Origin of the sequence: Ktedonosporobacter rubrisoli, assembly GCF_004208415.1 — a bacterium.
GTDB classification, from domain to species: Bacteria; Chloroflexota; Ktedonobacteria; order Ktedonobacterales; family Ktedonobacteraceae; genus Ktedonosporobacter; species Ktedonosporobacter rubrisoli.
The window spans coordinates 9,703,594-9,726,214 of the sequence record NZ_CP035758.1 but is presented as its reverse complement, the minus strand read 5'-3'; the positions used below and the strand labels follow the sequence as shown (position 1 = coordinate 9,726,214).

Annotated in this window: 18 protein-coding genes; 11 read left to right on the top strand and 7 right to left on the bottom strand. The window is 51.1% G+C overall.

The window, feature by feature from the left end; translation table 11 throughout:
- Positions 1–131 precede the first annotated feature (131 nt).
- The gene (locus tag EPA93_RS41735; RefSeq protein WP_165423744.1) at positions 132–575 is read left to right on the top strand and encodes an Hsp20/alpha crystallin family protein; all 444 of its coding nucleotides are present in this window, start codon (positions 132–134) and stop codon (positions 573–575) included.
- A gap of 136 nt (positions 576–711) precedes the next feature.
- Positions 712–2,649 carry a bifunctional homocysteine S-methyltransferase/methylenetetrahydrofolate reductase gene (locus EPA93_RS41730; RefSeq protein ID WP_129893226.1) on the top strand — a complete coding sequence of 646 codons (1,938 nt, stop codon included), beginning with the start codon at positions 712–714 and terminating at the stop codon, positions 2,647–2,649.
- A 22-nt stretch (positions 2,650–2,671) separates the two neighbouring features.
- On the opposite strand, the gene EPA93_RS41725 is transcribed toward EPA93_RS41730, so the two are convergent.
- Entirely contained in the window at positions 2,672–4,288 is a 1,617-nt protein-coding gene (locus EPA93_RS41725; RefSeq protein ID WP_129893225.1) for a DUF255 domain-containing protein, read from the bottom strand.
- 859 nt (positions 4,289–5,147) lie between these two features.
- On the opposite strand from EPA93_RS41725, the gene rnc reads away from it, so the two are divergent.
- On the top strand, positions 5,148–5,828 hold the full coding sequence (gene rnc / locus EPA93_RS41720; RefSeq protein WP_129893224.1) for a ribonuclease III: 681 nt from the start codon (positions 5,148–5,150) through the stop codon (positions 5,826–5,828).
- A 46-nt stretch (positions 5,829–5,874) separates the two neighbouring features.
- Positions 5,875–7,335 (top strand): RNA polymerase factor sigma-54, encoded by a 1,461-nt coding sequence (gene rpoN, locus EPA93_RS41715; protein WP_129893223.1) that lies wholly within the window; start codon positions 5,875–5,877, stop codon positions 7,333–7,335.
- Positions 7,336–7,578: 243 nt separating this feature from the next.
- Here rpoN and EPA93_RS41710 read toward each other — a convergent pair whose 3' ends face one another.
- Positions 7,579–9,504, bottom strand: coding sequence for an Rqc2 family fibronectin-binding protein (locus EPA93_RS41710; protein ID WP_129893222.1), 1,926 nt, complete (start codon positions 9,502–9,504; stop codon positions 7,579–7,581).
- A gap of 484 nt (positions 9,505–9,988) precedes the next feature.
- On the opposite strand from EPA93_RS41710, the gene gmk reads away from it, so the two are divergent.
- Entirely contained in the window at positions 9,989–10,648 is a 660-nt protein-coding gene (gene gmk, locus EPA93_RS41705; RefSeq protein WP_129893221.1) for a guanylate kinase, read from the top strand.
- Positions 10,649–10,663: 15 nt separating this feature from the next.
- Positions 10,664–11,674 (top strand): class II fructose-bisphosphatase, encoded by a 1,011-nt coding sequence (gene glpX / locus EPA93_RS41700; protein WP_129893220.1) that lies wholly within the window; start codon positions 10,664–10,666, stop codon positions 11,672–11,674.
- Here glpX and EPA93_RS41695 read toward each other — a convergent pair.
- The 3 genes from EPA93_RS41695 to topA all read right to left on the bottom strand — a co-directional run bounded on the left by EPA93_RS41695 (position 11,660) and on the right by topA (position 15,664).
- Positions 11,660–11,908 (bottom strand): hypothetical protein, encoded by a 249-nt coding sequence (locus tag EPA93_RS41695; RefSeq protein WP_129893219.1) that lies wholly within the window; start codon positions 11,906–11,908, stop codon positions 11,660–11,662. The genes glpX and EPA93_RS41695 overlap by 15 nt on opposite strands.
- A 131-nt stretch (positions 11,909–12,039) precedes the next feature.
- Complete coding sequence (locus EPA93_RS41690; protein ID WP_129893218.1) at positions 12,040–13,125, bottom strand: isocitrate/isopropylmalate dehydrogenase family protein; 1,086 nt, start codon at positions 13,123–13,125, stop codon at positions 12,040–12,042.
- A 97-nt stretch (positions 13,126–13,222) separates the two neighbouring features.
- Entirely contained in the window at positions 13,223–15,664 is a 2,442-nt protein-coding gene (gene topA, locus EPA93_RS41685; protein WP_129893217.1) for a type I DNA topoisomerase, read from the bottom strand.
- 430 nt (positions 15,665–16,094) lie between these two features.
- Between topA and EPA93_RS41680 the strand changes: the two genes are divergently transcribed.
- From EPA93_RS41680 to EPA93_RS41670, 3 genes are read left to right on the top strand one after another with little or no spacing between them, the layout of a single operon-like run.
- Complete coding sequence (locus EPA93_RS41680) at positions 16,095–17,777, top strand: Mur ligase family protein (protein ID WP_129893216.1); 1,683 nt, start codon at positions 16,095–16,097, stop codon at positions 17,775–17,777.
- Positions 17,774–18,700, top strand: coding sequence for a type 1 glutamine amidotransferase (locus EPA93_RS41675; protein ID WP_129893215.1), 927 nt, complete (start codon positions 17,774–17,776; stop codon positions 18,698–18,700). Before EPA93_RS41680 ends, EPA93_RS41675 begins: the two co-directional genes overlap by 4 nt.
- Before the next feature lie 30 nt (positions 18,701–18,730).
- Complete coding sequence (locus tag EPA93_RS41670) at positions 18,731–19,366, top strand: ClpX C4-type zinc finger protein (protein ID WP_129893214.1); 636 nt, start codon at positions 18,731–18,733, stop codon at positions 19,364–19,366.
- A gap of 90 nt (positions 19,367–19,456) precedes the next feature.
- On the opposite strand, the gene hpf is transcribed toward EPA93_RS41670, so the two are convergent.
- Positions 19,457–20,080: a ribosome hibernation-promoting factor, HPF/YfiA family gene (hpf, locus tag EPA93_RS41665; protein ID WP_129893213.1), complete on the bottom strand. Its 624-nt coding sequence runs from the start codon at positions 20,078–20,080 to the stop codon at positions 19,457–19,459.
- 794 nt (positions 20,081–20,874) lie between these two features.
- On the opposite strand from hpf, the gene EPA93_RS41660 reads away from it, so the two are divergent.
- Both EPA93_RS41660 and nrdR read left to right on the top strand, forming a co-directional pair.
- Positions 20,875–21,141 carry a DUF6788 family protein gene (locus tag EPA93_RS41660; protein ID WP_129893212.1) on the top strand — a complete coding sequence of 89 codons (267 nt, stop codon included), beginning with the start codon at positions 20,875–20,877 and terminating at the stop codon, positions 21,139–21,141.
- A 224-nt stretch (positions 21,142–21,365) separates the two neighbouring features.
- Positions 21,366–21,842, top strand: a complete 477-nt coding sequence (gene nrdR / locus EPA93_RS41655; RefSeq protein ID WP_129893211.1) for a transcriptional regulator NrdR — start codon at positions 21,366–21,368, stop codon at positions 21,840–21,842.
- 188 nt (positions 21,843–22,030) lie between these two features.
- On the opposite strand, the gene EPA93_RS41650 is transcribed toward nrdR, so the two are convergent.
- A complete protein-coding gene (locus tag EPA93_RS41650) occupies positions 22,031–22,459 on the bottom strand; it encodes a cyclic nucleotide-binding domain-containing protein (protein ID WP_129893210.1) in 429 nt (142 codons plus the stop codon).
- Positions 22,460–22,621 lie beyond the last annotated feature (162 nt).

The following is a 22,621-nucleotide window of genomic DNA, read 5'->3' as shown; positions in this document are numbered from 1 at the left end:
TTGCAAACGTTGCTCTAATATTTCCAGGTATATACTACACACAGAGCAACAAACAAGAGACAGATTGAGTAGGATTTACAAACCCATCCAGGGAAAAATACTTAATAACAATGCAAGAAGGAGATACATCTATGGCAAACATTACACGCTATAACCCCTTTAACGATGTTGTTTCGCTTCGCGAGGCAATGGACCGCCTCTTTGAAGATAGCTTTATCTCTCCTCGGGCCGGTCTACTAAGCGGACGTGGAGCGAGCAGCAATCTGTTTGAGACTTCGGAGGGCTTCACCCTGCAGGTTCCTATGCCCGGTGTAAAGCCAGAGGATGTTGAGATTACCGCGCAGCAGGACACAGTAACCCTGAAGTGGCAGACAAAAGTAGAGATTCCTGAAAACGCGACATCTCACTGGCATGGCTTCCAGTCCAGCCAGTCTCAGCAATCTTTCACCTTGCCCGCCGCGATTAACGCCGATGGCGCCGAGGCCAGCTATAACGATGGGATCCTTACCCTCAAGCTGCCCAAGGCTGAGCATGCCAAGGCTCGTGTCGTGAAGGTAAACGCCAATAAAGGCTAGCGAGTTCTTTATTAGAAAAGGGTGGCCCTGGGGCCGCCCTTTTTTTGTTGCCATTTTATTTTACAAGTAGCCAAAACGAGGTACAATAAAGGCAGCGATATATTGAATATAAGACGGTGGAGAGAAACAATTTACTATGGAGCACCAGCTACTAGATCAACTCAGGCAAGGCCCTGTCCTCGGTGACGGCGCAATGGGAACCTTGCTCTATGCACGAGGCGTAGCCTATAAAGAATGTTTCGATGCGCTTAATCTGAGCCAACCCGAGCTCATTCAAAGTATTCACGGCGAATACATCAATGCCGGCGCGCAAATTATCGAAACAAATACCTTTGGCGCAAACCGGGCCAAACTAGAAGCCCATGACTTGAGCGAGAAGGTGCGCGAGATTAATATAAAGGCCGCCAAGCTTGCCATACATGCGCGTGAGATCGCCGGGCAATCTGCTTTTATCGCTGGTGCAGTTGGCCCCAGCGGTCGGCCCTTGCAGGCTCCAGACGAACACCGCTTGAACGAACTGCGCTCTATCTTTCGTGAGCAGATTGAAGCTCTGCAGGCTGGAGGCGTTGACCTAATAATCCTCGAAACCTTCTCAAACTTATCAGAGCTACGGCAAGCCGTCCTGGCAGCCAAAGAAGTTGGCGACTTGCCCATTATAGCCCAGATGAGCTTCCATGAAGATGCGCACACGCTAGCCGGGCAATCGGCGGCCCGCGTGGCCACGGTCTTACGGGACCTTGACGTTGATGTCATCGGCGCCAACTGCAGCGTAGGGCCCGCCGCAACCCTTGATGTTCTTAGCGAAATGATCGCCGCCGTCAAGCAGACGACAGAGATGAATAGTAGCAGGCCGCCCTTATTCTCAGCACTCCCCAACGCAGGTTTGCCAACGCGTATCGGGAATCGCTTTTTTTACGTCTCCACCCCCGACTACTTTGCCGATTACGCTTTACGCTTTGCCCAGGCCGGTGTACATCTGATAGGTGGTTGTTGTGGCACGACTCCCCGCCATATCGCGGCTATGCGCCAGGCTCTTGATGAGCACTATGGCAAGCGCGCTCAATTCAGTGGCATCGCAACTCCCGCAGCAGAGTCAGCAAAGACTAACGGCAAAGCCATTATTGCCGGCGTTGTTGAGGAAGAAGTGATCCTTCCACAGCAGGGCACCAGGACCCGCTTGCAAGAAAAGCTTGCTGCTGGCGAGTTCGTGGTCAGCGTAGAGCTGGACCCACCCATGGGCCTGAATCCGGCCAAGATCCTGGAGGGGGCTGCATTACTGCAAAAGTCCGGGGTGGATTGTATCAATATCGCTGATAGCCCTATGGCTCGTGTGCGCATGAGCTGCATGGCTCTGGCTCGCTTAATCCAGGATCATCTGGGCATCGAGACAATCATCCATTTCACGACTCGTGATCGCAACCTGATGGCCATCCAGTCCGAATTGCTTGGCGCTCACGCCCTGGGAATTAGAAACGTGCTTGCGCTCTCAGGAGATCCGCTGCGCGTGGCCGATTATCCCAATACAACCGGCGTGTGGGATATCGATTCGATCGGCTTAATTCAGGTCTTGCGCGGCATGAACGAGGGCCATTCGGCCTCGGATTCCTCAATTGGGGCCAGGGCATCGTTCCACATCGGCTGCGCCCTTAACCTGAATATGACCGACGAGGAAGTCGAGCAAGAAATTGAGAAATATCAGAAAAAGCTTGAGGCAGGCGCACAGTTTATAATGACCCAGCCAATCTATGAGCTTGCGCCCCTGGAACGCTTCCTCAAGCGAGTGGGGAAACCACCCATCCCTGTCATCCTCGGCTGCATTCCCTTGCATAGCTCGCGCCATGCTGAATATCTGCACAACGAGGTGCCAGGCATTACCATTCCTGACGATGTGCGTGCGCGCATGAAAGCCGCTGGAGACCATGGTCACGAAGAGGGGCTTACACTGGCCCAGGAATTACTCGCCGAAGCGCACGGTTACGTCCAGGGCGTCTATCTCATGCCTTCTTACCGTCGTTACGATGTGGTAAGTGAACTGACAAAAATGCTCCATACGCAACACGCGGCAAAGCCATAAAAATCACGAGACTGGCCTTTCCCTAGAGCCATTTATTCTCGATGGCCTGCGCAACTACGCAGGCATAAATCGCTCCCTGGATGCCGGTCCGATAGTATTTGTTAAGGCAGCTGGAAAGCACAAGTAGACCGGTATCGCGCAGATTTGCGCGCTTGCTATAGGCCGCCATCCGCAACAAACACTCGGCGGCAACTGCATTCTCTGCAAGCGGCTGACTACGTACGGCCAAACGTCCCATGGCCTCAGGATCTACAGGATAATCGTAAAAGAGGCCACTCTCTTTATCCAACAATTCCTGGCAGGCAAAATGCATCAAAGCAATCGCGGTTTCAAGGTAGCGTTTGTGTTCGTGCAACTCATAAGCATCTAGCAAAGCATGCCCCAACCATACAAGATCTGTAAGTTGTCCCGGCAGGGCAGGAGAGCCATCAATAGCATAATGATAGACACAGCCATCCCGGTGCATCATGCGCTCGCATAAAGCATCAAGGGCGCGCATGGCAATGCTATCTAGCGAAGGATAGTTCAAGAGCTTGGAGGCAAGGAAATAAGAAGAGATCATACGCGCGTTCCAGGCTGTATAGATCGTGGTATCTACATGAGGGGCCTCACGCGAAGCACGAGAGTAAGGCCCAGGCTCATAGTACTCCTCATCGGCGCTCTGGCTGCCAGAAAACAGACAGCTTTGCGGTTGCCAGAGTGTGTTATTTACATACAGCAGCAAGCGCTTAGCCAGGTCAAACCATTGCTGGTCTTGCGTCGCGTGTGCGGTCAAGGCTACAAGGCGCAGCATGGCAGCATTTTCCTCAAGCATTTTCTCAGTATGCGGCATGCTCCAATCGCTGGCAGCCGAATAGCGGAAAAAGCCGCCTTCTTCCTTATCCCATAAACCTCCATCGCGCATCTGGGACAAAGAATAACAGACCATCTCTAGCGCCTCGGGCTGCTTATCGCGGGAGAGCATTAATAAGAGCTCTAAAGCCTCGGCATGGGGGAATTTGAGATGTGGATGGATCGTAAAGCCGCCATAATCGGCATCAAAAAGGTCTCGCAGCACTGCTCCCGCCGCCCGCGGTAGATCCTCTAACGCGACACGCTCTTCTGAAAGCAAGGGCCGCAATCCGCTGCCCGGCAGGACTTGCGTGAGACTGCGAGTAAAGCGCCGATCCTGGAGATCGCGTACTTGCTCGGCAATTTCCAGGCGATGTTCGCTATAGTAACGTCTCACATAGCCAAGGTAGTAGAGCATTTGCTTGGGAGGCACATACACGCCCCCCCAAAGGATCTCTCCCTCCGAGGATAAGAGAGCGACACTGGGCCAACCATTCTGGTTGTAGCGCTGATTCACATCAGGGCGTATATCGCTATCTACGCGTATAGGAATATAGTCATTATTAATAATACTAATAATACTGGGCTCTGATAAGGTTGTCTCATCCATAATATGGCACCATTGGCACCAGGACGACATAATCATTAGGAAAATAGGCTTATCCTGTTGGATAGCTTCCTGAAACGCGTCTTTGCCCCAGGAACGCCAATGAATCTTATGAGCTTGATTGGGGCGTGGAGAAAAACGAAATACTTCAGGTATTGGAAGTGATGACTGTGAAGAATCAGCGACCACCTTGCCGCACATAGCAGAGCCTCCTTCGCATCCTGCCCGTTGTTCCCTATGGATGCATGAAAAAGAGTCGCCTTTGTCTCATACGCAAAAACAGGTTATGTCATAAGTATACCACAGAAATCGCAAAATATATATATGCAATATAAACCAATACATATATCTAAAACCATCCACATGTAATTATTCTTGACCAGCTTACACAATTATGCTAATCTCTTCTATATTAGGGAAGCAGCGAAAGTAGCTGTATGCAAACTATCCAGGCTGTGCTATTTTATAAACAGTGCGCAGCATTAAGCATACTATTCTATGAAAGAATTGCGGAAGTGTCCTCTTAAGAAAGAGAACCACGCTTTCGCCTTTACCTGAGCTGCCTCTATCCCTGCTTTTTATGCATATTGATAGGAATTCTACTCTACTTAAATTTCTGCTTTTTATGTAAGAGCAGGCAAACGACAAGGCATATTACATTATTCGACTTAAATTAGATTTTAGGAACAAATTTCATGGATACATCAACTTAAGCACTAAAGAGAGAGAAGTGACACGTTCACTTTGCACACCCAAGCGTTGCGGTCTCGCGAAAAACGCGTTACAATGTCGACAGAAATTCAGAACAGGTAGTTTTTAAGGACCTTATACATGAGCACAAGTCGGCACCTTTGCTTCATATTACTTGCAGGTCGCGCTGATTGAATAGTATTAATCAGTTTAGCGCCCGCAACACCGGTTCTGTGTCCCCTTACAAAGACATAATAATGCCTTCAATCTGACAAAAGAGCCAGCACTGTGTCGGACCAAAAGTCTAACATATTATGAGGCTACTAAGCGCAAACTCAAAGGAGCCACCTGTGCAATTAGAGGTATATTAATGCACGAACAATTAGAAGAAATTCTAGGGATGCATTTTCAGGACCCAAAGCTCCTGAATCTAGCCCTTACTCATCGTTCATATATCTATGAAACTCCAGGAGAAGGCCGAAGCTCTAATGAACGTCTAGAATTTTTAGGCGACTCCATTCTGGCCCTGATCAGTGCAGATTTTCTCTACCGTACATTTCCCCATCTTGCCGAAGGAGAGCTGACAGATGTGCGTGCCGTGCTGGTAAGAACTGAGACGCTAGCCACATTTGCCCGTGAGATTAACCTTATTAATTTCTTACTTATGGGGAAGGGAGAGCAGCACACTGGTGGCGGCCAGCGCGTGCTTGCTTCCGCCTTCGAAGCAATTCTAGGAGCGATGTACCTGGACCAGGGGCTGGAAGTAGTGCAGCGTTTCTTACTTCCTCGTCTGGAGCCACTGGCACACACTATTGTTGATAAAAAACTCTTCAAGGATAACAAATCTCTCTTCCAGGAACTGGCACAAGCACGGGAGGGTATTACTCCATCTTATCGCCTGGTTAGCCAGGAAGGACCATCTCATAATTGTGAGTTCACAGTCGAAGTATTATTGGGGAAAGAGGTTGCTGGTAGGGGCCAGGGAAGAAATAAGCAAACAGCAGAGCAAGAGGCTGCCCACGCTGCCTTAGTTAAGCGAGGGTGGATCTAAAATCATTCTGTGAATGGGATGAAAGAGGGGAAGATAGGGGACGTGTATGCGATTAGAACCAACACCAAGAACAGAACATGCCTTGCGCGTCAGTGCAAGACTTATCACATCGAGTACTATTTTACATCTGGCCTCGGACGAGCTTGAGAATGCTGTCAACCAGGAGCAGATGGAGAATCCGGCGCTCGATGTGATTGAGCAAAAAGTCTGTCTCTTTTGCGGAGCTCCTATGTATGGGCACATTTGCGCAGCTTGTGGACATTTCGCACAACCCACGCAACCACTGGCGCCTTTACATGAGGCTCCTGCACCCTACGAGAGCGAGGGGGAACCACAATGGGCATACCAGCAACAAACCTTCTACGACATCGACAATTATGGGTTCGCCCAGGTCGATAGCGAGGATGAGTATGATCCTCTGGCCCACATCTCTCTCGGCGAGACGCTTGAAGAAATGCTCTTACAACAGCTAGAAACGCTTATTGCTCCTGAAGAGGCGCCCATTGCCGAGCAGCTCGTTGGCAACCTTAACGAGCGTGGCTATCTGGAGATTGGCATCGAGGAGATTGCCGAGCATCTTGACGTCTCTACGCAGCGCGTCGAATACGTGCTCCATCAATTGCAGACCCTGGAGCCGCTGGGCATAGGGGCTCGCAATCTGCGCGAATGCCTGCTCATCCAATTAGAGGCTCTCAAGGAGCTGAAGGAGCCTCATCCGCTTGCTTATGCTCTTATCGATGGCTATCTTGAACAGCTCGGGCGCAACCAATTCCACGAAATCGCCAGGCAATTGAAGGCGCCCGAACAAGAAGTCAGGCGAGCCAGCCAGTATATTCGTAGCACCCTACATCCTTATCCAGCGCATCTCTACAGGGCTGATACACGATCCAGCCGCCAGGGCAGCGGCGTAACCTATATACGCCCTGACGTGATCATCCGCAAAGGCGAGATTGGCTTTGAAGTAGAGCTGATCGAGGAAAAGCGCTACAACTTCCATATTGAGACGAACTACTCAGTCCAGCAAGGTTCCCCAACTGCGGAACTTTCCAGCCATGAAGTGCAGCGCTATATGCACCATCACCGCGATCGAGCCAGATTCTTTGTGGATTGTATTCATCGACGCTGGCAAACGCTCAAGCATGTTATGGAGATTGTGATAGATCATCAGCAGGAGTTTCTAGAAAAGGGTGTACGTTATTTACAGCCACTTACGCGCGCAGAGGTCGCCGCGCGCTTGAATCTTGATGAGGGCACGGTTAGCAGGGCAACCGCCAATAAATATGCATTACTGCCCAATGGCCGCCTTATGCCGCTCTCAGATTTCTTCGACAGCTCGCTCAGTATCAAAGATATTTTGCGCGAACTTATCCAATCCGAAGATCCCAGGCATCGCCTGAGCGACGATGAGTTAGCACGCTTACTCAACGTACAGGGGATTCCTTTGGCCCGCCGAACAGTCACTAAGTATCGCGAGGAGATGGGGATTGGCTCTTCCCGTGAGCGCTAAGACCGGGCAGGATCTTTAAGAAGCTCTCGCAAACCGCGACAATCGCTATACCACGCTTAGTTTGCGCAGACGACTCAAGCGCTATGAACATTCTCTTTCCAGCACAGGTTGAGGAGAGAAGGCGCAACGTAATGCCGTGCTGACAGAGCTGCGGACAAAGCGACGAGGGGTAGGCCAAAGCCTGCTCCTCGCGCCATCCCAAACATATTCCACTAATCAATTTACCGTGGCTATAAGAAGCATTTATTCGACCGTGCTCTCAGGTTCGGCATAAACTGTACGTTCTCGCTCATAAGTAACCATACCGGGTCCGCCGCCCTTCATATGGCGTACATAGCGTTGCAGGGTATAGTCAACAGGTACATTTTTCCCACCGCGCGCTTGGCTATAATAAGCCGCCACGCTGGCCGCGCGCTCAATAGTGCCGCGTGGGATCTCACGACCGGCCGCCTTAATAATCACATGCGCGCCGGGAACGCCACGCGCATGCAGCCAGATATCAGTTGAAGCCGCCTGCCTGAACGTTACCTCCTCATTCTGCCGGCTATTTTTTCCCACCAGAAGCGTAAAGCCATCGCGGTTACGCAACTGCAATGGAACGCCACCGCCCGGAGGAACAGCTTTCCCTTTTTGCTTATTGCCCTTACCCTTCTTCGCCGCCTTTAACGCCTTCTTATCCTGCAGCGCTTTGCCACGTATATAGCCAGCCGTCTGCACTTCAGCTTTCACCAGCGCCACCTCGGGAGGCGTCTCAGCCAGCATCAGATCAGCTAACAATTGCTCAATAGTAGCCATCTCGACAGCGTTTTGTTCGATCTGTCCGGGCACAAGTTCGAGCGCGCGGCGCAATTTATGATACTTATTGAAAAAGCGATTTGCATTGCCAACTGCATCAAAGCGCGGGTCCAGCGGCACAGATACAAGCTGGGTAGACTGATCGCCCTCAAGAAAATTCTCAAGCTCGATGCTCGTCTGTCCGCGAGGAACCTCGTGCTGATAAGCAAGTAATAGATCCCCAAACAGACGATAGCTGGCCGCCTCTTCCGAGACCTCCATCTCCTTCTGCAGGAGTTCCGCCTTACGCTTACAGCGTTCGAGATGCGTTTGCAAAATTTTCCTGATAGGGGCTCGCACGCCCTCCATGGCATCGTTCCACTCAGAACGCGCAAAGTACTCATCGAGCAGCACATTTATTGAGGGCGATTGGCGTATTTGCATTTCCGGCAGTACGGCATACTGTTCCAGAACGTAAGGCGCAAAAGCCACGGGCCTCGCCGGCTCTGCTGCTGCACTAGTCGCGCGCTCAACAAGCTGTGGACGCCAGGCATGCGTATCATAAAGTGCAGTCAGCTCGCGTATATTCCAGGCCAGTTCCTCCCACAAGGACTCATCGACATTCTTGCGTAGCGTCTCACCATCCTCAGTTGTGCGAAAGACTGCCTCGCGCGCTAACAGGGGGCTGCAGCCAAGCAGGTGATCAGTCAATAGCTGCCACAGCCGGGGCTCCCCACGCGAGCTTTTGCGCCGCGGACTTTCCGGAACCTCCACAGCATTCTCTTCTACCGCACTGATTGCTAACTGGGCCGCAGTAACAGTTGTCGGCTCCAGGCGCGGCAAGGAACGACCGGCAAGGCTGCGCTGCTGAGGCGGTGGCGGCACATATTCGACTCCCGGTGCCACCACGCGATAGCGATTCACATCGGCCCCTACGCGCTTCAAGCAACCAAGAATCTGACCTTGCTCATTGCAAAAAATGATATTGCTGTGGCGTCCCATCACCTCGACGATCAAGCGAAACCGCACGCGCTCATCGCTATCGGGGCTACTGCGATAGCCAGCCACAATCTCTAGCATGCGCTCCCAGCGTGGCTGAACGATCTGCTCAATACGGGCCCCTTCCAGATATTTGCGCAACAACATAACAAACGTGGGCGGCTCGCTGGCCATTTTCGCAGGTTTGAGCGCGGTCAAATGTACACGTGCCATCTGCGGATGGGCCGAGAGATAGAGCCAGCGATTCCGTCCTCCCTGCTCCTGAGCAGCCGGCGCATAACATTGCAGAGCTATAGCATGTTCAGTCGGTTGTATGATCGTATCTATACGCGCACCAGCCAGCAAAGTGCGCCACTCGTCAGCAACCGCGGCCAGAGTAATCGCATCTACATGCATACTTTACCATCCATTCTATATCTACTCAGCCAATAGCTTTCTCTCCGAACATGGCATATCAATTACACGGCCTTCCAATGCTTGTTGTTCTGCTGAGCTTCCCAGTTCTCGATATTCCGCCGCCTGGCAGCGGCGAGGGAGAAGGAGAAATTAGGGCGTGGCCCCAAGTTCCAGGTGAAAGGCCAATTCACGCCCCCTTCACAATCCCAATTTGGGGAACTGGAAATCCCTGGTTGTTCTGCCGCCTGTCAGCGGCCCTTCGCCAACCTGCATTACCGATGGAAAAAGCTCTGTATCAGATGATAGCTTGTTATGGGAATTCTGAAACTGTGTTGTACAATATGACTATGAGCAATCGGCCGCCCTATGATAAGGCGGTTTCATTAGTCAGGTTTGAAAGCTCGTCGATGAACAGTATAGCAAAGTATTGTCTGTTCGTACATTCATCCTCTCTAATATCTTGAGCAACACCAGGAAGAAACGTATGCAACTTGAGACAGAGCCAACTGCACCTCAGCAAAATACTAGCCCCTCCCTATCTCAGCCGGGCGCCAAACGTGGTCTGCTCTTTGTCCTCTCGGCCCCCTCGGGAACCGGGAAGGACACAGTGATCAACGCGCTGCGAGCACAGGGCATGGATTTTCATGTTGTCGCTTCTGTGACCACCCGCGCGCCACGGCCGGGCGAAAGCGAAGGAAATCCTTACTATTTTGTCAGTAAAGAGACATTCGATCACATGCTCACCCATGATGAATTACTTGAGCATGCAAATGTCCATGGGAACTGGTATGGGCAGCCATTACAGCCAATCAGGGATAACTTAAATGCAGGCCGGGATGTCCTGCTCAAAATCGATGTCCAGGGAGCGGCAACTGTGCGCAAGAAGCTCCCAGGAGCCACCTTTATCTTTCTGGTACCTGGCTCCGTAGAAGAACTTGTGACGCGCCTTAACATCCGTCAGACAGAGACGGAAAGTGAAGTTCGTCGCCGCTTAATGGATGCACAGAACGAGTTGGCCCAACGAGATCACTATGATTATATTATTGTGAATCGCCAGGGCCAGCTTCAGGAAGCCGTTGAGCGCCTGCGAGCTATCATATTAGCCGAGCACTGTCGTACGCATCCGCGCTACGTCAATATATAACCCAAGGAGGACCATATGCAACAACAGGAAGAACGGTTTGAAAGATCCGGTACAAGAGAGCGAAATCTGGCAATGGAGCTAGTTCGTGTCACCGAAGCCGCAGCGCTGAGTGCTGGACGCTGGATGGGCAAGGGCAATAAAGAGATGGTTGATCAGGCAGCAGTCGATGCCATGCGCCATGCCCTTGACGGTGTTGATATGGACGGCGTTGTTGTCATTGGTGAAGGAGAGAAAGACGAAGCTCCTATGCTCTACATCGGTGAGCAGGTAGGGAACGGAGCAGAGCCCGAAGTCGATGTGGCGGTTGACCCTGTAGACGGCACCAGACTCCTCTCGCTAGGTCTACCTGGAGCGCTGGCCGTAGTAGCAACGGCCGAACGCGGCACCATGTTCGCGGCCCCTCCAGGCGTATTTTACATGGAAAAGATCGCAGTTGGCCCGGCTATGAAAAACGTTATCGACATCAATGCGCCTGTGGCAGTTAATCTTGACCGCATCGCGCGCGCGCGCGAGTCGCGCATCGATGATTTAACCGTTGTCGTGCTTGATCGCCCTCGTCACCAGGATATGATCAGGCAAGTGCGTGAAGTTGGCGCGCGCATTCGGCTGATTACAGATGGAGACGTCTCCGCAGCTATTCAGGCCGCCATGGAAGATTACCGGGGCGTTGACGTCCTGATGGGGGTTGGTGGAGCGCCAGAGGCCGTGCTTGCCGCTGCTGCCATCAAATGTATCGGCGGAGAAATCCAGTGCAAAATCTGGCCGCGTAACGAGCAAGAACGCGATAAGCTAAAGACCGAGGGCATCGATCTTGAACGCGTCTACCGGACCGACGATCTGGTCCAGGGCACTGATGTCTCATTCGCGGCTACAGGTATCACTAGCGGAGAACTTCTTGATGGCGTCCAATACTTTGGCTGGGGCGCGCGTACAACATCCATCATGATGCGCTCGCGCTCTGGAACTGTGCGCTATATCCAGGCCCGTCATAAATGGCGCAAGAACGGCAGATCAGTTGACATCTAAAGTGGCAATAACAGCTAAAATCTTTTTATAGGGCTTGAGCAAACGGGGTAGGCACAACGCCAGGGTGAAGGGCTGTTCACAACGTAATTCACTAAACTTGCGAGGTAAGGAGCCGTCCTTTAGCGGGGTTGAGATGCGCATCTCAACTCCTACCCCGCTACCAATGCCACATCCAGCAGCGCCGTGACCGGCCCGATCGCCAGAGCATAACGGAATACCCCTAAATCGGGCCATTTAGATACTCAAATTTTACTTGTACGGAACGAAAGCCAGGCCAAAGAATGCAAGCTTATAAAAATTCGACTGGCCGATCCTGCACAAAGGCGCGATTTTCCTCTCAACAAAAGATTTGCACAGATGCAACGTTAGAATCTTTGTAACTTCTCAATGACAGCATCTGCTACCTGTGAAGTACCTACAGCAGTAGGATCATCTGGGCGAGGCTTAAGATCATATGTCACATTCTTACCTTCAGCAATTACCTGCGTCAAGGCCTTTTCCAGGCGGCTAGCCGCGTCTCTCTCGCAGAGATGGCGCAACATCATTACCCCTGAGAACATCATAGCCATTGGATTAACCTTATTTTGACCAGCATATTTAGGGGCACTTCCATGCACCGGCTCAAAGACAGCATATTGACTACCGATATTGGCTCCCGGCGCCACGCCTAATCCGCCAATTAATCCAGCCGACAAATCAGAGATAATATCGCCGTAGAGGTTGGGCAACACAAGCACATCATAAAGTTCAGGTTTCTGTACCAGTTGCATACACATATTATCTACGATACGATCTTCATACTGGATATCAGGATATTCTTTGGCCACCTCATGGGCCGTAGCCAGAAACAGACCATCCGAAAGGCGCATAATATTAGCTTTGTGGACAGCTGTAACCTTGCGCCGGCTATTAGCGCGGGCATACTCAAAAGCAAACTTGACAATACGACGCGTGGCAGCCACAGAGATATATTTCATGCTCATCGCTGAATTGGGATCAAGCCGATGTCCTGTAGTGCGAGCAATGATCTCCAGGATTTCCTCCTGCTCAGGAGTGCCTCGCTGGAACTCAATGCCCGCATAAAGATCCTCTGTGTTCTCACGAACAATAATCAGATCGATGTTTTCATAGCGGGAACGCAGCCCTTGATAGGTTTTAGCAGGGCGAAGATTAGCATAGAGATCGAGCCTTTTGCGTAACGTAACATTAGCACTGCGTTGACCTTTGCCAACTGGAGTAGTGATCGGCCCCTTCAACCCCACCTTGGTGCGTTTGATCGACTCAATGACTTCATCGGGCAAAACCGCGCCATATTTCTCCAGCATTTCCGCTCCCGCTTGTCGCACGTCCCAGTCGAACTGAACACCAGTAGCTTCAAGAACGCGACGTGTTGCCTCAGTAATCTCGGGACCTGTCCCGTCGCCAGGGATGAGCGTCACTGCATGCGGCATGTAATCCTCCAATAATTGCAGACTTACCTCGATTGGGAGGGTGGTGAGTTATCCTTGTGATTATATCACACTGTTCACCTGCATATGCCTCTTTCGATTACTTAGCAGCCCTGGTTCTGGTTTTGCCGGATGAACTTTCTTTAGAAGCAGTACTTCTGCTCCTTGTTGTCGCCTTGCCAGTAGAGGAGGCGCTTTTACGCGTGCGCGTGGCGCTGGAACGCGTGGTTGCACGCTTAGCAGTTCCATTCGTGGCCTCGGCAGGCGTGTCAGCTTCCTCCTGCTTCTTTGCTGTTGTGCGCCGCCGGCTCGGCTTTGCGGCCTTTGCCGTACTCTCTGTTGTAGAAGCTTTCTTGCGACTGGTCCGCGTCGTTTTCTTCACATTTTCTTGCACAGGCTTTTCTTCAGCATCGCGCTGTCCGGCAACGTATTCTGCATAGCAGACAGGAGCCTGGCCCGCTTTAGGAACAACCATAAGGCCACCACAATTTGGACACAGGTCAGGGACAGGGCGCTCCCAGATCGCAAAGTTGCAGGTAGGATAGTTTGCGCAGCCATAGAAGATGCGCTTCTTTTGCCTGGTCTTGCGCTCCACAAGATCCCCATTACATAGCGGGCACAGCGCTCCTGTCTTATTGACAAAAGAGCGACGATAGCTGCATTCCGGAAAACCAGAGCAGGAGATAAAGCGGCCAAAGCGTCCCGTGCGAATTACCAGATTGCGCCCGCATTCCGGGCATACCTCGTCAAGTTCCTCCAGAGGCTTCTGCACCCGGTCCATCTCGGCTTCCGCCTTCTTCATGGACTCCTTGAAGTCTCCGTAAAAGCTATGTAGGAACTCAGTCCACGAATAGCGCCCTTCCTCTACCTCATCCAACTTGCGCTCCATCTCTGCAGTAAAGCGCGTATCGACAATCTCAGGAAAATGCTTATTCATCACGTCATTGACTGTCTCGCCCAACCAGGTTGGCAGGAAGCGCCGCTGTTCCTGATCGACATATCCACGATCCTGGATAGTACTGATGATAGGCACATAAGTACTAGGACGACCGATCCCCTGCTCTTCCAGCTCTTTGATCAGGCTGGCCTCAGTAAAGCGCGGTGGGGGCTGCGTAAAGTGCTGCTCCGGCTTCAAGCCGTGAAAATCCAGCTCTTCCTTTACCTGCATGACCGGTAAAATTTTCTCATCCTCTTCCCTTGGCCAGACCGCATAGAAGCCAGGAAATTTCAAATTTGAACCTGTAGCACGGAAAACATATTGCCTGGCCACAATATCTACGCGCACAGTATCAAAAATCGCCGCCGCCATAAAACTTGCGACAAAGCGCCTCCAGATTAAGTTGTAGAGCTTAAACTGATCAGGCGTCAGATAAGACTTTACCACTTGAGGAGTCAAGTTCACATCGGTCGGACGAATTGCTTCGTGCGCATCCTGCGTTGTGGCTTTAGCCTTGCCCACACGACCGGGCCCAACATAGTTCTGACCATGTTCGCCGGCAATATACGTTTTCACCGCCGCCTGCGCCTCATCTGAGATACGCGTCGAATCGGTACGCATATAGGTAATGAGGCCTTGATGGCCACGCTGACCTAATTCGATGCCCTCGTAGAGCTGCTGCGCCAGGCTCATAGTCTTCTTTGGCTTAAAGTAGAGGCGAACTGAGGCATCCTGCTGCATTGTACTGGTTGTATAAGGCAAATACGGCTGCCGCCGCTGCTCACGTTCTTCATACTTCAGCACACTATAGGTAGCCCCTTGTAGATCGGCAAGGATAGCATCTGCCTCTTCCTTAGAACCAACCTTGATTCGCCCCTTCTCTTTTTTCGCTCCGGCCGTATTTTGCCCCTCGGCGCCATTCTGCTCTTCGCCCTCGTTAGCTTCCTCATTCAGCATCGCCATATCTTTGAGACGCGTAATTAACGTAGCCTCAAAGCGCTCTTTTTGCTTCTGCTTACTCAGAGTTGCCGTAATACTCCAGTATTCCTCCGGCACAAAAGCCCGGATCTCAGCCTCGCGATCACAGATCAGGCGCAGAGCTACCGACTGCACACGTCCAGCGCTTGTGCCTGATTGAATCCGGCGCCAGAGCAACGGACTAATCTTATAGCCCACCAGCCGATCAAGAACGCGACGGGCTTGCTGAGCATTAAAGAGGTCCTCATCAATTTCGCGCGGCTTTTTAATCGCCTCCTGCACCGCTCGCTTTGTAATTTCATGGAAAACTGCACGGTGTGGGTTCTGTAATCCTAAGATATTCTTCAAGGACCAGGCAATGAACTCGCCTTCACGGTCGGGGTCAGGGGCCAGGTATACTTCATCGGCGCGCAAGGAAGCCTTCTTCAACTCATCTATTAATCTGTCTTTCTTCTCAATTACCTCATACTGAGGCACAAAATTCTTCCGCGTATTTACACCCAGGCCTTTTTTAGGCAGATCTATGATATGACCCATTGAAGCCAAGACAACAAAATCGCGACCAAGAAATTTCTCAATCGTTTTGGCTTTGGCGGGTGATTCTACGATTACAAGTTTTTTTGCCATTAACCTATTACCCGATCTTTATTACTTACAAAACCCTATTATTTCACAAAACCCGCGTTACCTGAGTTCCTTCAAAGCATAGAATAGCATACCCTGACAAGTGGCTATCCTAATTTAACTAGTACTTACTCCATTTCAACCCCAAAAGCTACTAAAAAATTTCTTCTGAAGGATATCACACGTTGGCAATAAGGAGAAGAGAAACTCTACTCTCTATCATACATGATGGCTACACTGTCAAGCTTCATACGATAAGCACGTCGGAGGTGAGAAAAGACTGACCATGCTACATTGTTCGCGCCTTGACAGACTACACCATCATCGAATATAGCGTATTCGTGCTTACTCTTGACCCTATCGAACTTGCGTGCTATGCTGCACGCATCTAAAGTAGGGGATAATAAGCAAAAGACGCCGGGTGAGGAACAGTATGCGAAAACAGAAAACATCTCAATCAACTCCACAGGAGCCGCAGGCGCAGCAGGGCGAACAAAATACGGGGGACACCCAGTCTGTGGCCAGAAGATTGAGCAGCAGAAGGAAGCGCGCGCCAAAGCGTCGGCGTAGCTCGCCGCTTGCCGGATTAGCAGTTATCGTTGGCCGCACTGTGGGAGCACTCAGCCGTCGCCTACACCTGGGAGGCGGAACTAGCATCGTTGGCATGGTGGCCCAACGTGTCTATCCAGACATTATCAAGCATCTGGCCAGCCAGTTAGAACACGGCAGCATAATAATCACTGGTACCAACGGAAAAACAACCACCAGCAGCTTTATCACAGCAATATTGCGCGATGGGGGCTTGCGCGTCTGGCATAACCGTGAAGGCTCAAACCTTATGCGCGGCATAGCCTCATTGCTAGTTATGCACACAAATCCCACAGGCAAGCTAAGATATTCAGGCCGAGCCATCTCTGTACTCGAAATCGATGAGGCGACAATTCCTCAAGCTGTTCGAGTAGTGCAGCCACGAGTAGCTGTATTCACTAACCTCTTCCGCGATCAGCTTGATCGCTATGGTGAAGTTGATGCAGTAATTGCTCACTGGAAGAAAGCTCTACATACACTTTCCGCAGATACTACCTTGATACTCAATGCCGATGACCCTGCGCTAGCCAGCCTGGGCAAAACTTTCGAAGGCAAAGTTCTCTACTATGGCATCGATGATCTCTCACATGATCTCTTAAGGCAAGATACGGCAACAGAACAACACCAAACAATCGATGCTCGCGTCTGCCCGCAATGTGGCAGCGATTACGTTTATAACGCACGCTTTTATAGCCATATGGGACACTATGAATGTCCCCAATGTGGCTATGCCCGTCCCCAGCCAGAAGTCAGCGCCGGGCACATCGAATTAGAAAGCTTTGACAGACTACGCATCCAGGTAACCTACGCCCAACAGCAACAAGAGATTGTGATCCCCTTGCCTGGGCTTTATAATATCTATAACGCATTGGCAGCGATTACCGCATCCCTGGCCCTAAATATGGACTGGGAGCCAATTGTTTCAGGCATTGAACAATCTAAGCCAGTCTTTGGGCGTGGAGAACGCATCCAGGCAGACGGTCGTACAATTCGTCTGCTCCTGGCCAAAAATCCTACAGGCTTCAATGAAGTATTGCGTACATTGTTCAGTGAAAACGTGCCAAGGCATGTCTTATTCGTCTTAAATGACAACACGGCTGATGGTCATGATATTTCCTGGATCTGGGACGTCGATTTTGAGCGCGCAGCAGGCCTGACCAGGACCCTCGTCGTTACGGGTACGCGGGCCCTAGATCTGGCCATACGCCTGAACTATGCCGGCATTTCGCGGCAAGATATGTTAATCATTCCTCCTGCGCCATTACGTGCGAGCAGAGAGGTCACTGGCAATAGAGGACCTCAGCACAAAAAGCGCTGGCGAGAAAAAGCTAAAATGGCTGAACTGGTATCCGATCAGCAGGAGTTGCGCGTCTATGGTCTCAAGAGTGCTCTTGACAGGGCATTGCAACAGACGCCCGAGGGTGAAACTCTGTTCATCGTACCAACGTATACAGGTTTACTAGAGGTACATCACGAGTTAGAGCAACGCGGTCTAGCAGCTCGCTACTGGAAAGGGAACGATGCATGACGCAGAGCTTTAAGAGTCCTTTTAACCAATCACTTACGCTTACACTCGGGCACCTCTACCCCGATCAACTGAATCTCTATGGAGATCGGGGAAATATTCTTACGCTACGTAGGCGTTGTCAGATGCGCGGGATTGAGCTGCGCGTGGTAGGGCTAGGGATGGGTGATGCTCTGGCACCAGACGAATATGATCTGTTATTTATTGGCGGGGGACAAGACAAAGAACAGGCGCCGGTAGCACAGGACCTTTACGAGGTCAAAGGGATTGGGCTATGGGCTGCGATAGAGGACGATATGCCGGTCCTGGCAGTCTGCGGCGGCTATCAGTTACTGGCCCATTACTACCGGCCAGCCGAAGGACCAGATATGCGTGGTCTTGGGGTATTCGACGCCTGGACAATCCATCGTGGTTGGCGCAGCCAACGCTGCGTAGGTGACATAGCAATTAGCTGGAACGGTTCCACACTCGTGGGCTTTGAAAACCACGGAGGGCAAACCTATCTCGGTACAGCTAAGCCTCTGGGCCGGGTATTAAAAGGTTATGGCAATAATGCAGAGGACCACAGCGAAGGCGCAATATACCGAAATACGTTCGGCACCTATATGCATGGTTCGCTCTTACCTAAAAATCCGCATTTTGCTGACTACCTGCTTGATCTCGCTTTGCGTCGCAAATATGGCGCAAGGCTTGACATGCTATCCACCGAGGAGCCAGAAGCATCAAATGGAGCCAACCATTCAGGTCTATCGCTTATCAGTGGATCTACGAATGGCATAGTTCCCACAGCAACCTTAGTCCAAAAATCAACAATACTTCTTACGCAATTAGATGATAAACTAGAGTGGGAGGCACACGCCTCCATCTTGGAACGCCTGGGATTGCATAGTGAAGCGGCAGCCGTACTACGTAGACTTAAAGGCTAATAAGATGGTTCAACAACAAAGGAAGTCATAATGAGTTTTGATCGGTCGTTGGCTCGCTGCTCTTTCTGCGGTCGGCATACCTCAGAGGTTCGGCGCATGGTAGCAGGGCCAGGGGCAGCTTATATCTGTAATGACTGCCTGGAACTATGTAATGACATTCTTAATGATCCGACTCCGTTTTCGGCTAAGGCACTGGAGCTAGCATCGCGACCACCGGTAGTTATCGCCGCACCGCAGGGTCTGGAAACGGAACGGGAAAACATGAGGGCCACCCATGAGCCCTTGCGGGTCGTCACACTGGAGCTGGAGCAGAAACAGCAAGGGATGACCTTGATCTTGCACCAGATGCACTACTATCAGGCTCATTTTGAACTCCACTACCTGTGGATCAGGCCACCACTCACCGCAGGTTTTGCCTTTGTGCCACGCATTATTTTCTTCTTGAAAGATAATCTAGGAGCACAATGGACAGGAGACCGCGGAGGTATGCTATTGGCCCGACCAGAACTTGCCAGCGGCCCCAATAATGCAGTTTATCAGGGAAGCGCTCGCTTCCGGCCATTACCCGCGGCAGAGGCTCGCGTGCTAACTATACGCGCCGCCGATCCCCTCGGCCAGTTCGAGGATCCGCCGCCCACACCATGGCAATTCGAAATCACGCTCTAAAAATGGTATCTTGAGCATACAAAAAATGCGCCCTGCAGGTATGGTGCCTGCAGGGCATCTACTAAGAGCATCTGAGGAAGAGCAGCGGAGCTAGCCCATAGCGGGTATCAGCAATCCGTATCCTCCCTGTTCAAGTCTATACATCACATTGACGCTATTTGTCTCTTCATTAAAAAATGGGAAGAAAGCATCGCCCTTCTCCTCCATCTGCGCAATCACTTCCTGATCGGTCATTGGCTGCGTTGGTAGACGCCGAATCTCCATCACACGCGACCATATACGTTCGTTATCCTCTTCTCCTACCGCTGAGGCCAAATGGTCAATGGCAATTTCTTCTCCTTCATCCTCCAGAGAGGCGAGATGGCCCGAACGAGTCAGCGAGAGCACCTTGATCGCAGGCGTTTGCTGACGACGAACTGTCTTTTGCCGATCCTTCTGCCGACCAAGCTGCTTAACCACCTTGTCGAGCACAAGATCCAGGGCAGTACTGGCATTGAGGGCGCTGACCTCACTCCTGATGGGCTGAGAGGAACCAGAGAGGGCAAGTTGGACAGAATAGCGATCATTGGCGCTACGTGTCTTCTCTTCAGCAATGGTCACTTCAACGCGGGCTTCGTTGTTAAGCAGACGGGAGATACGTTGAACTTTACGTTCGATCCTTTGTCGTAATTGAGGTGTGACCTGCATCTGTCTGCCTTTGATGATAATTTGCATGGCTCGCTTTCTCTTTCCGATCCAACAACACGACACAACAAACGGAACAGATGACTCTCGATTGTCGAAAGGTTTATACCCTTCATTATACCACGCTTCACCAATGTCTATGCGCTCAGAGCCGGCAAATCTATGGGAAGATAGTACAGGCCCGGGATCATGCGCTCCATGGCCGGGCCACTATTGCTCGGCTTCAGCAAGACGCTGCCAGAACAAGTCGGCAAGAAGCACCTGGCCCACCTCAACGCGGAACATATGAGCCGTATTGTGCACAATGTCTGGCAGCTCTGTAGTATTTTGCCTGCACAATGTATGAACAATATGTTACGCAAAAATGGAATTTTCCCTAATTGTATGCTGAATTATGAACTATGTTTCATCTTTGCAATGGACAAATTCAGACAATGTTCATCTAATGATGGTATGATAGTAACAGTATCAAAAGTACTTGTAGAAGCTTTTTCACGAAGGATAGTTGGTTTATCAGAGATTTCCGGAGGTACTGCGAAGTAGCTCAGTTAGCATAGGGACAGGCGCGGTAGGTCGAGGCAGGCGCGGAGGCCAGTGGTTACAAGGGTTGGCAGATATGGGGCTGCTCATATCGAGGGATAATCCTTTCCACTAAGCAGAGCAGGCCTGCCGGGCGATATCGTTTCCATGCAGAAAGGGCGACATCTGTACTTTCGGGATGTTTCAGCGAAAAATGCTTCCCGCAAGGGAATCGATGCACATGTGGAAAGGAGAGGCGGCACTATTTCAGCAGGATAGCCTGCAATTTCCGTGCCGGATATTTTATGGCAGACATACCGAACGATCAGCACATCACTTATCAGTTGCAGTATCGTAAGTGCGGAAAAGCGTCGTGCAGCACCTGTCGCAACGGGCAGGGGCATGGGCCCTACTGGTACGCTTACTGGCGAGAGGGTTCCCGGCTACGATCAGGCTATGTAGGTAAAGTTCATCCCAGCTTGCGCGGCGCTGCCAGTGCATTACAGGAGAGCGTGAAAAAACCTGTCAAAGTTCTTACCGAAGACTACTCTGCTACACCAGCTTTTATCTAGAAAACATATCTGCATTTTACATCTTGAAACGCCACTTTCACGATTGGGGCGCCTCTCAATTACGAGTTTGCGCACCTTTGAAGGTAGCGGGAAACCAGCGATCCTTACCATCGGCAAATAATACCTGCTCCTTCTTCTCTGCAGCAGCCAGGCAAGGATTTCCTACCAGCGGAGGATTGTGATAGAATATTCCTATTACTCACTCAGCAGCATTGGGGGCAGGTATGAAATGTCCGTTTTGTGGCGGCACCGAATCGCGCGTGAAAGACTCTCGCGATATAGGTGATGCTATCCATAGACGACGCGAATGCGAACATTGCAAAGGCCGCTTTAGTACTTACGAGCGAGTCGAAAAATTTCACCTTATGGTAATTAAGCGCGATCAACGCCGCGAAGAATTTGACCGCCAGAAGCTCTATCTCGGCATCCGCAAAGCCTGCGAAAAGCGCCCTCTTCCCGCCGGCGAGGTCGAAAACGCCGTTGAGGAGATCGAGCAGGAGCTGTACCGCTTTGGCAAGCAGGAGATACCTAGCAATGTTATTGGCGAATTAGTCATGGAACGCCTGCGCAAACTTGATAAGATCGCCTACATACGCTTCGCTAGCGTATACCGCTCCTTCGGAGATATAGAGACAATGTTTGAGGAGCTACAAAAGCTGCTGAATAGAGAGAAATCCGATACCGGCGCTTCGCCCAATTAGCCCTTCTCTCAACAAATTTTGACAGAGCACCCTTGTTTGAGGGTGCCCCTTATCAGTATTCCTCTGTCTTAAGCTGCAATTATACATTGAGCGTCTTGTACATCAAGTAGCGCTATCGTTCGCCAGACACATAGCTATACTCTGTAGCAAGCCGTACGCTCTTATCTCTTCCCTGCTGCAGAGCAGACTTAATCGGCCTGGCGGCTCTCAGCTTTTCGCAAGCGCTTACTCAGGACCGCCAATAGCTTTAATGCGATGTCGGGATGATTACGCAGAATGCTGCGGAACTCCCACACAGGCAGCAGAAGGGCATCGACTTCTTCAAGAGTGACAACCGAAGCGGAACGAGGTAAATCATCAAGCAAAGCCATCTCGCCCAGGACTTCTCCTGGCCCTACCACAGAGATTACTTCTTCGGCTTTATCTGGATCGTTAGCCTGTTGAATACGCACCTTACCCTTCAAGATAACGTAGAGGCCAACCCCCGAATCGCCCTGAGAAATAATCGTTGAATCTGCGCTATACGAGCGTGGCTGGCAACTTTTCGCAAGTACCTGGAGTTCTTTCTTATTAAGCGTGGAGAAAAGGTCTACCTGTGCGAGAGCATCTTCGTACATGAAAACAACTCCTTCGAAGAAAATAAGAACGATGAAAGGCTACAAGTGTCTTATGGCCGAAACTATTCTACCACAACCAGAGTAATTGGTCATCTAGCTAAATTCCGTGTGTCAGTTTTTCCATCGCCTGCGCGCTGAGGCGGAAGAGAGGCTGGGTCCAAT

Coding starts and splice junctions, on each gene's coding strand:
- EPA93_RS41735 (WP_165423744.1), top strand. CDS start 132: ATGGCAAACATTACACGCTATAACCCCTTTAACGATGTTGTTTCGCTT.
- EPA93_RS41730 (WP_129893226.1), top strand. CDS start 712: ATGGAGCACCAGCTACTAGATCAACTCAGGCAAGGCCCTGTCCTCGGT.
- EPA93_RS41725 (WP_129893225.1), bottom strand. CDS start 4,288: ATGTGCGGCAAGGTGGTCGCTGATTCTTCACAGTCATCACTTCCAATA.
- rnc (WP_129893224.1), top strand. CDS start 5,148: ATGCACGAACAATTAGAAGAAATTCTAGGGATGCATTTTCAGGACCCA.
- rpoN (WP_129893223.1), top strand. CDS start 5,875: ATGCGATTAGAACCAACACCAAGAACAGAACATGCCTTGCGCGTCAGT.
- EPA93_RS41710 (WP_129893222.1), bottom strand. CDS start 9,504: ATGCATGTAGATGCGATTACTCTGGCCGCGGTTGCTGACGAGTGGCGC.
- gmk (WP_129893221.1), top strand. CDS start 9,989: ATGCAACTTGAGACAGAGCCAACTGCACCTCAGCAAAATACTAGCCCC.
- glpX (WP_129893220.1), top strand. CDS start 10,664: ATGCAACAACAGGAAGAACGGTTTGAAAGATCCGGTACAAGAGAGCGA.
- EPA93_RS41695 (WP_129893219.1), bottom strand. CDS start 11,908: ATGGCCCGATTTAGGGGTATTCCGTTATGCTCTGGCGATCGGGCCGGT.
- EPA93_RS41690 (WP_129893218.1), bottom strand. CDS start 13,125: ATGCCGCATGCAGTGACGCTCATCCCTGGCGACGGGACAGGTCCCGAG.
- topA (WP_129893217.1), bottom strand. CDS start 15,664: ATGGCAAAAAAACTTGTAATCGTAGAATCACCCGCCAAAGCCAAAACG.
- EPA93_RS41680 (WP_129893216.1), top strand. CDS start 16,095: ATGCGAAAACAGAAAACATCTCAATCAACTCCACAGGAGCCGCAGGCG.
- EPA93_RS41675 (WP_129893215.1), top strand. CDS start 17,774: ATGACGCAGAGCTTTAAGAGTCCTTTTAACCAATCACTTACGCTTACA.
- EPA93_RS41670 (WP_129893214.1), top strand. CDS start 18,731: ATGAGTTTTGATCGGTCGTTGGCTCGCTGCTCTTTCTGCGGTCGGCAT.
- hpf (WP_129893213.1), bottom strand. CDS start 20,080: ATGCAAATTATCATCAAAGGCAGACAGATGCAGGTCACACCTCAATTA.
- EPA93_RS41660 (WP_129893212.1), top strand. CDS start 20,875: ATGGCAGACATACCGAACGATCAGCACATCACTTATCAGTTGCAGTAT.
- nrdR (WP_129893211.1), top strand. CDS start 21,366: ATGAAATGTCCGTTTTGTGGCGGCACCGAATCGCGCGTGAAAGACTCT.
- EPA93_RS41650 (WP_129893210.1), bottom strand. CDS start 22,459: ATGTACGAAGATGCTCTCGCACAGGTAGACCTTTTCTCCACGCTTAAT.